This is a genomic window from Pseudoalteromonas sp. S558, from assembly GCF_005886635.1.
In the GTDB taxonomy this organism is placed as follows: domain Bacteria; phylum Pseudomonadota; class Gammaproteobacteria; order Enterobacterales; family Alteromonadaceae; genus Pseudoalteromonas; species Pseudoalteromonas aliena.
On the sequence record NZ_PNDU01000014.1, the window covers coordinates 1 to 9,058 of the forward strand.

Sequence of the window (9,058 nt, forward strand, 5' to 3'; positions counted from 1 at the left end):
CATAAATGCTAAACATGCGCAGCTCTTTGGGGCCTTTATCGGCCCCGTAGTTTTGAGTTATACCAATTGCATTAAATTAGTGATCTATTATAGCGATAAGAAAATAGCGCAATAACAAGGCTAAAATTATGATACATAGTTGTTCTATGTATCATAATTTTTAACGTAGTGAGTGAGTTATTTAATACGCTAGAATGATCATGTTTTTAATAAAATTGGTATAATAAACCATAGGCAATAAAAAACCGCTCATTAAGCGGTTTTTTTGTGCCTAAAACTAAAAACTTTAGAGAATTAAATACTACCTAATTTTTCTGCCTGAGCTTTGCATTGGTTATAGCTTTCAACACATTTTCCTGAGCATACTTGCAGTTTTAAACCTTCGCCACTTGATTGCTGCTCGCAGGTGCTTTCGCACTGGTAGTTTTGTTGAGCACATTGATTAAGTTCTGGATTTTCTATCTTATTTTGGCAACCGGCTAAAAATACAAAAGTTAGGGCGACTACGCTTGTTTTTATTAAAGTGTGCATGTTAATCCTTAAAAAGTGAGTCGCAATAATATTAAATTTCGACCTGTATGTTGTCGATCAATCTAACATTACCAAAATAGGCTGCGGCTAAAATAATAAATTTGGTATCTTCGAGTTTAGCAGTTTTTAATGTATCTCGTTGAGCTATCTCAAAATAATCTGGTTTTAAGCCAGCCTGTTCTAAGCTTTGTTTTGCTGCGGCTTCAAGTTGTGCAAAGTCTTTTTTGCCGTTTTTTAACTGCTCAGCGCAATGTTTTAATGTGTTAAATAAAACCGTTGCAGTTTGTTTTTGCTCATCTGATAAGTAACCATTACGTGAGCTCATAGCAAGGCCACTGACTTCACGCATTGTAGGTACACCAATAATTTCTACCGGAATAGACAAGTCATGCGCCATGGTTTTAATTACTTGCAGCTGCTGAAAATCTTTTTCGCCAAAGCAGGCGTAATCAGGTTGAACTAAATTAAATAATTTAGTAACAACCGTTGCAACACCTCTAAAGTGGCCTGGGCGTGAGCCGCCGCAATAACCTAATGAAATACCAGGCACATCTACAAAGCTTTGCGCACCCAATCCATTTGGGTAAATTGTGTCTACACTTGGGGTAAATACAATATCAGTACCTAGCTCTGCAAGGCCATGTTTATCTTCGTTGAGCGTACGAGGGTAATTATCTAAATCTTCATTCGCGCCAAACTGCATCGGATTTACAAAAATACTAACAACCACTTTATCGGCCAGTGTTTTTGCTTTCTCTACTAGAGAATAATGCCCACGGTGCAAGTTACCCATAGTTGGCACAAGTGCTACGCTAAGACCAGCTTCGCGCCATGCCTTAATTTGACTACGTAACGATTTTATTTCAGTGATTGACTGCATTATTTAAACTCATGTTCAGCGCTAGGAAATGCGCCACTTTTAACGTCTGTACAATATTTTTGAACAGCTTGAGGCATATTGCCTGTTTCCAATAAAAAGTTTTTAGAAAATTTAGGAATATAGCCCGCTGAAATACCAACGAGATCATGCATTACCAATATTTGGCCGTCAGTTAAGCTGCCTGCACCAATGCCAATAGTTGGGATGCTTAGTGCGTCTGTAATACGCTTTGCGAGGGCGCTTGGAATGCATTCAAGTACTAATAATTGTGCGCCTGCGGCTTCGAGTGCTTTTGCATCATCAATTATTTTTTGTGCTTGAGTTTCTTCACGACCTTGTATTTTAAAGCCACCAAATACATGAACAGACTGCGGTGTAAGGCCTAAATGGCCACACACAGGAATGCCTTGTTGCGTGAGAGTTTTAATACTCTCGTAAAGCCATTCTCCGCCTTCGAGCTTTATCATATTCGCGCCAGCACGCATTAGCTCAGCGGCATTTTTACACGTATCACTAACGCTTGAGTAGGTCATAAATGGCAAGTCTGCAATCACAAATAATTCACGACTACCCGCACGTACACAGCGGGTGTGGTATGCAATATCTTGGTTAGTTACACCCAGGGTGTCGTCGCCACCTTGCAGCACCATGCCTAGAGAGTCGCCTACTAAAATAACTTCAACGCCGTTATCATGAAATAGCTTTGCAAAACTGGCGTCGTATGCCGTTAACGCAGTAATTTTGTTATTTTCTGCTTTCATTTTATTTAAAGTAGAAACGGTGATTTTAGACATAATATTCCTCGCAGGCATCAGCCTAAGTTAATTACAGAGGTAATTGCTGTAAGTCGTTGAGCGGTAAGTTATCTGCAATAGCTTGTAATGCAACACCGCTAGGTAAAATAAGTTCAGGTGCCAGCTCTAATAGTGGATACACTACAAACTCACGAACGTTTAAACCGTAATGTGGAACGGTTAAACGTTCGGTATTTATTACTCGATCGCCAAATAATAAGGTGTCTATATCAAGTGTGCGAGGGCCCCAACGCTCGGCTTTTCTAACACGGCCGTGCTCAAGTTCTATGCGTTGTGTTAAATCAAGGAGCTGTTCTGGTTCAAGACTTGTTTTAATACACGCAACGGCATTTATGTAGTCGGGTTGATCTTGCGGGCCCATAGGTTTACTCGCATAGTAATGCGATACGCTCACAAACTCACAAAAAGACAATTGCTTGATTGCGGTTATCGCATTATCAAGTTGCTCTTTTGGTGAGTTTAAATTAGCACCTAAACCTAAATAAACGCAGTGCATATTATTGCTCTGTTGGCTTTTTAGGTGCGCGGCGGCGAGGTCGTTTACGTGGTTTTGGACCCCCTTGATGACCTAGATTTTTAACCATGTCTTTTTGGCCATTTATATCTTGGCTTAGGTATTGTGTCCACCACTGTGCAAGCTCAGTATGCTGTGTTTCGCCTGCACTTACGCGTAATAATAAAAAGTCGTAAGCGGCTTTAAAGCGAGGTTGTTGCGTTAATCTGTAAGCACGTTGACCAGCTCGCTTATCTAAACGATGCTGAATGTGCCAAATATCGCGTGCACCAAGCGTAAAGCGCTTTGGTACTGCAATATGTTGCGCACTTTCGCTTAGTACTTTGTTCATTGCCTGTGCAAAAGCATCGTACTCAAGTACCTGCTCTCGTTCTTGAATCTGTTTAGTGTGTTTTAATAACGGGAACCAAAGTAATGCAGCAAAAATAAATGCAGGCGTTACTTTTTTATCTGCAATGATACGTTTGTCGGTATTTTGGAACATTTGCTGAACTAGCATATGTTCAAGACCATTAGGGTTCTGGTCTAAAATTTGATCAAGTTCCGGAAATAACGCTTTGAACAAGCCATATTTACGTAGCATTAAAAAGTTTGCTTCAGCTTTGCCGTTTAAAAACAGTTTTAGTACTTCTTCAAACAAACGCGCTGGCGGAATATTATCAAGTAAACTTGCTAATTCAGCGATAGGCTTTTCACTTTTTGGCGCGATACTCATGTCAAGTTTGGTCGCAAAGCGAACCGCACGTAACATGCGTACAGGGTCTTCACGGTAACGTGTTTCAGGATCGCCAATCAGTTCAATTTGTTTCGCTTTAATTGCAGCTAAACCGTTAGCGTAATCGTGAATACTAAAATCGTTAATAGAGTAATAAAGGGCATTGATAGAAAAATCACGACGCTCGGCGTCTTCTTCAATACTGCCAAATACGTTATCACGTAGTAATTGACCTTGATCACTTGACTGGCTTATTTGGTTTTTATCTTCTGGCGCTTCGTGGTGTCCACGCATTGTCGCCACTTCAATAATTTCACGGCCAAATACAATATGTGCTAAACGAAAACGACGGCCTATTAAGCGACAATTTCTAAATAGTTTTTTTACTTGATCTGGGGTGGCATTGGTAACAACATCAAAATCTTTTGGTTGCTGACCTAACAATATATCGCGAATACAACCACCAACTAAGTAGGCATCGTAACCACCGTCTTTTAAACGATAAAGTACTTTGATTGCATTTGGGCTAAATTGTTTGCGAGAAATACCATGCTCACCACGAGTGATCACTAAAGGTTCGCTGCTTACAGAGGCGTTTTCGGCACTGGTGTTTGGGCCGATTATTTGTCTGCAAAATTGAAAAAGCTTGGAAATAATAATCTGTCTCCTAGAAGGTGTTGATTGGCTCGCCATCGCAATCAAAATTACAGCAAGTAGTTGGTGTTATAACGCATCACTTGCTGTTTAACGTAAATAGCATATATTTAGGCGGCTATCATATACCAGCAGGGTTTAAAAATTAAGTTGATGTGTTGAAATTAAGCTGTTTTTAGCAATTTTTATTTACTTAATAGAGTAAATTGGATGACTTGGCTAGTTGGATGTTGAGAAATTTGTATTTCAGGCACGCGTGGAACTTGTTTTAAGCTAAATGTATCGACTCCCCAAGCCATGAGTTGCTCAATAGATAAATCCATTAAATTGGCATGAGTGGGCAGCCCTAAAAACTCAAATGCACTTATTAAGGCTGGTTTTGGGTTGCTTTTACTGATAGCTGGGGCATAGTTTTGTTTAGATAGTTTAAATCCAGGCTCTGCCACAGCTAACGGTAAATGGGCAAATTCAGGTATCGCTGCATTTAGCTGCTTAAACAAACTAATTTGCCGTGCTGTTGGCTCAATTAAATCGGCGCCTCTAACAACACGATTAATGCCTTGCTCAATATCATCAACAACCACAACAAGTTGATATGCAAATAAGCCATCGCTACGTTTAATTAAATAATCCTCATGGGCGAGGGCGGTATTAACGGTTATATCGCCTTGAATTAAATCATTAAATTGAGTCATTGCATGACACTGGGTTAAACGTAATGCACTCGAATCAATAGTGTTATTGAGCGATTTACAATGACCTTGGTAAATTCCCCCAAGTGCTTTTATTTGTTTGCGGGTACAGTTGCAGCCGTAAACAAGTTGCTGCTTTAGGAGAGAGTCAACAATTTCTTGATAGAGAGTAAGGCGCTGCGTTTGATACACAACGGGTTCATCCCAGTACAGGGCATAGGCTTGTAAGGTATTAAGGATGTCGGTATCCGCGTTTTTTATAACGCGGGTGGTGTCTATATCTTCGATACGGACCAACCACTTACCTTTGTTTGCTTTAGCATCAAGGTAACTACCCACAGCCGCTACAAGTGAGCCAAAATGTAATGGCCCAGAAGGAGACGGTGCAAAACGACCGCGATATTTACGCATAGGCGCAGTAACGGCTGTAGGAGACATAACTAATTAATAGAGGTTAATTAGCTGCGTCCAGATTGCTTTTCTTTGATTTCAGCAAGCGTTTTACAGTCTACGCATAAATCGGCAGTTGGGCGCGCTTCTAAGCGGCGAATGCCAATTTCAATACCACAAGACTCACAAAAGCCAAAATCATCTTCTTTAATCAAATTAATTGTTTTTTCAATTTTTTTGATTAATTTACGTTCGCGGTCACGCGTTCTAAGTTCTAAAGAGAACTCTTCTTCTTGCGCTGCGCGGTCAACTGGGTCAGGAAAGTTGGCTGCTTCATCTTGCATGTGCGACTTAGTGCGATCAACTTCATTGCGAAGATCGTTACGCCAAGTTTCTAAAATCGTTCTAAAATGAGCACGTTGTGCATCATTCATGTACTCTTCACCTGGTTTTTCTTGGTATGGTTCTAAACCGGCTTGAGCCAATAAACCATGTTTCTTTTGGTCTGGCATAATTCTCTCCTAAATCCTTAATTTAATGCCTCAGCATTAGCCGGCGGTATAAATAACAGAATCTTATACCCTAGGCAAATTTATTTTTAATTAATCGAATTAGCTTCAACCATGTTTACTGATCAAAAAGTGTATTAATCGTTTATTTACACTTTTATTCATTCATGTATTCGCTTTTTAAAACTTGCCTAGTTATGTGGGCAAAAACTTTAAAAACAAGTTAATTATTATAATTACTATGTTTAATCTTATCGATTATTCTACAAATGCGATTTTTTTATGAAGTAAAACATCATGAGCTGAAATTGCTGCTTTGTATGCTAGTACTTCAACACCAGCCGTTATTGCTTGGCTTAATAGCTTGGCATACTTTTCATCAATATGTGCGGCCGCACTTACTGTATTTATTCCTTCATGCAAAACGGCAAACAGTAATACGGCGCGATGACCTTGTTCGACCACCTCTATGAGCTCACGTAGGTGTTTTTGTCCGCGCAGTGTTTGTGCATCGGGAAAATAACCTTGCCCGCTGTTTGGATTGTTTTGGCTCAGCAAGGTGACAGACTTCACTTCTACATAGCAGTTAGGTTTATTGTTGCTTGTAAGCAAAAAGTCGATACGGCTGTTTTCATTGCCATATTTTACTTCACTTTGTAATTGTTCGTAGTCGGTGAGCTCACTTATCACGTTATTGTTTATTGCTTCTTCGACTACTTTATTAGCCATTGCTGTGTTTACACAAATAAGTTGCGTTAAATTATTTTGCGTAAGCTCTAATGAATGTGGGTATTTTCGTTTAGCGTTGTCGCTTGTTGAATAAAAAGCCGTAAAACCTGGATCTGCACATCCGGTCATTTTACCTGTATTAGCGCAATGGGCGGTAAATTCTGAGCCGTCACTTAGTTGTAAATCAGCTAAAAAACGTTTGTAGCGCTTTAACAAGGTGGCAGGTTGCAGAGTTGGCGTGTACTTCATGATAACTTCCAAAGCGTAAATACTGCACAGCAGTGTGGTTTATGTTATTTATCTCAAGCTGTTGGGAACTTAAGCGCTCTATAGTAAACTCGGTGGCACATTTAAGTGCAAAGGTATTCTAACATGAGTGAAAAATTTGTTGTTCAACTAAGCGAGCAGTCTGCACCAAGCCATTGGGGCGATAATGCATCGTTATCTTTTAACGAGCGCGGTGCAACGGTGCATTTGTCTGAACAAGAAACATTAAAAAATGTTCAAAAAGCAGGTCGTACTATTGCAAGCCAAGGCCTTAAAAACGTTGAATTAGCAGGCGATACTTGGTGTACAGAGAGCCAATGGGCTTTTTATCAAGGTTTTGTAACACCAAAATCATTAAACGGTGTTGAGTTTGTTGATAACACACAATCAGATATTAAAGAACTTGCTCATTTAAAAACGTCAGCAATTTGGGCGCGTGAAATGGTTAACGGCACTGCCGATGACATTTATCCAGAAAGCCTTGCAGAAAAAGCGGCTGAGTTTATTCAATCATTAGCGCCTGAACATGTAAGTTACCAAATTATTAAAGGCGATGCCTTACTAGAACAACAATGGATTGGTATTCATGCTGTTGGCCGTGGTAGTGTACGCCCACCAGTATTGCTTGAGCTTGATTACAACCCAACAGGCGACGAAAATGCACCAGTAAGTGCAGCACTTGTTGGTAAAGGTATTACGTTTGACTCAGGTGGTTACTCAATTAAATCAAGCGAAGGTATGCTTGGTATGAAATGCGACATGGGCGGCGCAGCAACAGTAACTGCAGGTTTAGCATTAGCTATTAACCGTGGTATAGAAAAGCGTATTAAACTGTTTTTATGTTGTGCTGAGAACTTAATTTCGGGTCATGCATACAAATTAGGTGACATTCTTACTTATAAAAATGGCACGACTGTTGAAATTGTAAACACTGATGCAGAAGGGCGTTTAGTACTTGCGGATGGCCTAATGGCTGCTGGTGAGACTGGCGCTCCACTTATTATTGATGCAGCAACACTGACGGGTGCAGCGCTGGTTGCTGTTGGTCAAGAGTACAATGCATTATTTTCACTTGATAAAGAGCTTGCACGCGAAGTTGAAGGTTTTGCATCTCAAGAAATGGAAGCGGCTTGGCCATTACCTCTTGAAAAATGGCATCAGCAAAACTGCCCATCTCCTTATGCTGACACGGCGAATAGCCGTGCACAAAAAGGTGGCGGTTACGGCGGCGCTTCAAATGCGGCAGGCTTTTTGTCACGCTTTGTGCCAAACGACGGCAAAGGCTGGGTACATATAGATTTAGCCGCTGCATTTAACATGGGCAGCACAAGTCAATGGGCAGCAGGGGCAACAACTCAAGGTATGCGTACGGTTGCGCGAACTTTACTAGAAAAAGCATAGTATTTATTAAATTATGCATTTTATACCTTAAATAGGCACTAACAGGTGCCTGTTTTTTTTGTGTGTGGAGCAAGCAATTTCATTTCATTTGCGGTAAAATCCGTCGCCAACACCTGTTTGAGTTTAATTTTTGCTTAACTCTAAGCTGCGCTCAAGCGTTATATCCACCACTGGGGTTTCTAATTATGTCAGATAAGTGCTACATCACAGCTCAACAGCTGCTTGAAGATTCGTTCCGCGTAGCGGCACAAGTATACCAAGATGGCTTTCGTCCTGATTTTATTATTGGTATTTGGCGAGGTGGTGCACCAATCGGTATTGCTGTTCAAGAATATTACGATTACAAAGGTATTGAGACTGACCATATTGCGGTACGTACATCGTCTTATTACGGTATTGGTAAGCAATCAAAAGAAATTAAAGTACACGGCTTACATTATATTGTAGAAAACGCGAATGCTGGCGATTCACTTTTAATTGTTGATGATGTATTTGATTCAGGTCGAAGTATTGTTGCATTAAAAGAAAAGCTTTCAGAACTTATGCGCTTGAACTTACCACGCGACATTCGTATTGCGTGCCCATACTACAAGCCAAAAAATTCAAAAGTAGACACTGTACCAGATTATTATATTCATGAGTCTGAAGAGTGGTTAGTGTTTCCGCATGAGCTATCGGGTTTAACACCGGATGAAATTATTGAAGGTAAATCTGATCTTGCGAAAATTCATGACATTTTGCTAGAGAAGTAATTAGCAATTTGTATAAATAAAAAAAGGCCGTCAAGGCCTTTTTTTATGCATGAAATTTAGTTTATACCAACCTGCATAAATCTTTGAACAATTTAACGAATTAAATTGCACTATAACGTCGTTAAAAATTTTATATTTAGAACAACTAGATACAAAAATTTTTGCCTAATTCTAGCGTAATTTTCTTGACGTTAAAATGAACCCATAAT

Annotated in this window: 10 protein-coding genes; 2 read left to right on the top strand and 8 right to left on the bottom strand. The window is 39.9% G+C overall.

Features of this window, described 5'->3' with window-relative positions; all coding sequences use genetic code 11:
* Nucleotides 1-294: 294 nt before the first annotated feature.
* The 8 genes from CWB66_RS01115 to sfsA all read right to left on the bottom strand — a co-directional run bounded on the left by CWB66_RS01115 (nt 295) and on the right by sfsA (nt 6,678).
* Nucleotides 295-531 (bottom strand): hypothetical protein, encoded by a 237-nt coding sequence (locus tag CWB66_RS01115; protein ID WP_138584015.1) that lies wholly within the window; start codon nt 529-531, stop codon nt 295-297.
* A 31-nt stretch (nt 532-562) separates the two neighbouring features.
* The gene (panC, locus tag CWB66_RS01120; protein ID WP_138584016.1) at nt 563-1,411 is read right to left on the bottom strand and encodes a pantoate--beta-alanine ligase; all 849 of its coding nucleotides are present in this window, start codon (nt 1,409-1,411) and stop codon (nt 563-565) included.
* Nucleotides 1,411-2,205: a 3-methyl-2-oxobutanoate hydroxymethyltransferase gene (panB, locus tag CWB66_RS01125; protein ID WP_077535825.1), complete on the bottom strand. Its 795-nt coding sequence runs from the start codon at nt 2,203-2,205 to the stop codon at nt 1,411-1,413. The genes panC and panB overlap by 1 nt, the downstream gene beginning before the upstream one ends.
* Nucleotides 2,206-2,236: 31 nt before the next feature.
* Complete coding sequence (folK, locus tag CWB66_RS01130) at nt 2,237-2,722, bottom strand: 2-amino-4-hydroxy-6-hydroxymethyldihydropteridine diphosphokinase (protein ID WP_077535824.1); 486 nt, start codon at nt 2,720-2,722, stop codon at nt 2,237-2,239.
* 1 nt (nt 2,723) lies between these two features.
* Nucleotides 2,724-4,148 (bottom strand): polynucleotide adenylyltransferase PcnB, encoded by a 1,425-nt coding sequence (gene pcnB, locus CWB66_RS01135; protein ID WP_171037442.1) that lies wholly within the window; start codon nt 4,146-4,148, stop codon nt 2,724-2,726.
* A 146-nt stretch (nt 4,149-4,294) separates the two neighbouring features.
* Nucleotides 4,295-5,239, bottom strand: coding sequence for a tRNA glutamyl-Q(34) synthetase GluQRS (gluQRS, locus tag CWB66_RS01140; RefSeq protein WP_138584017.1), 945 nt, complete (start codon nt 5,237-5,239; stop codon nt 4,295-4,297).
* 20 nt (nt 5,240-5,259) lie between these two features.
* Complete coding sequence (dksA, locus tag CWB66_RS01145) at nt 5,260-5,703, bottom strand: RNA polymerase-binding protein DksA (RefSeq protein WP_077535821.1); 444 nt, start codon at nt 5,701-5,703, stop codon at nt 5,260-5,262.
* A gap of 255 nt (nt 5,704-5,958) precedes the next feature.
* Nucleotides 5,959-6,678, bottom strand: coding sequence for a DNA/RNA nuclease SfsA (sfsA, locus tag CWB66_RS01150; RefSeq protein WP_138584018.1), 720 nt, complete (start codon nt 6,676-6,678; stop codon nt 5,959-5,961).
* A gap of 123 nt (nt 6,679-6,801) precedes the next feature.
* Between sfsA and pepB the strand changes: the two genes are divergently transcribed.
* Nucleotides 6,802-8,097, top strand: a complete 1,296-nt coding sequence (gene pepB / locus CWB66_RS01155) for an aminopeptidase PepB (protein ID WP_138584019.1) — start codon at nt 6,802-6,804, stop codon at nt 8,095-8,097.
* Between the two features lie 185 nt (nt 8,098-8,282).
* Nucleotides 8,283-8,849 (top strand): phosphoribosyltransferase, encoded by a 567-nt coding sequence (locus CWB66_RS01160; RefSeq protein ID WP_077535818.1) that lies wholly within the window; start codon nt 8,283-8,285, stop codon nt 8,847-8,849.
* Nucleotides 8,850-9,058: the final 209 nt, after the last annotated feature.